Source organism: Corynebacterium sp. HMSC077G07, assembly GCF_001809225.1.
GTDB lineage: Bacteria > Actinomycetota > Actinomycetes > Mycobacteriales > Mycobacteriaceae > Corynebacterium > Corynebacterium jeikeium_D.
In genome coordinates this window covers 1-399 of the sequence record NZ_KV796547.1, presented here as the reverse complement: position 1 = coordinate 399, position 399 = coordinate 1, and the positions used below count along the sequence as shown (strand labels likewise).

General features: G+C 58.4%; 1 protein-coding gene. It reads left to right on the top strand.

Annotation, left to right across the window (positions count from 1 at the left end):
• Positions 1-43 precede the first annotated feature (43 nt).
• Positions 44-399: helix-turn-helix domain-containing protein (locus tag HMPREF2562_RS10825; RefSeq protein WP_246819345.1), on the top strand; the 356-nt coding region annotated here is incomplete at its 3' end.

The window sequence follows — 399 nt, the reverse complement described above, 5'->3', positions numbered from 1 at the left end:
GTGCACAACCACGGTGTATAACCGGCGGGCTAGTTTAACCACTATGAATACCCGCAGTCGGATAACACCTGGTGATGTATCTCGTGTTGGCGCTGGTCGGCGGCTAGGGCTGGCGGAACGCTTACTTATTGCCGATTGCCTGCGGGCAGGTCATTCGCACCGGCGTATCGCCCAGATGGTCTGTCGTAGTCAATCCACTATCAGTCGTGAAATCGCACGCAACAGCGTCGATGGTATCTACGATGCCTATCACGCTGATCAGGCCAGCCGCGGGCGTCTTGCTCGTCCAAAGCCGCGCAAACTCGATGACAATCGATTTTTGCGCGCCCAGGTTGTCAATCTGCTCAACCGTGGCGCCTCGCCGCGTCAGGCCAGTGGCAGGTTGGCTGCACTGTGGGG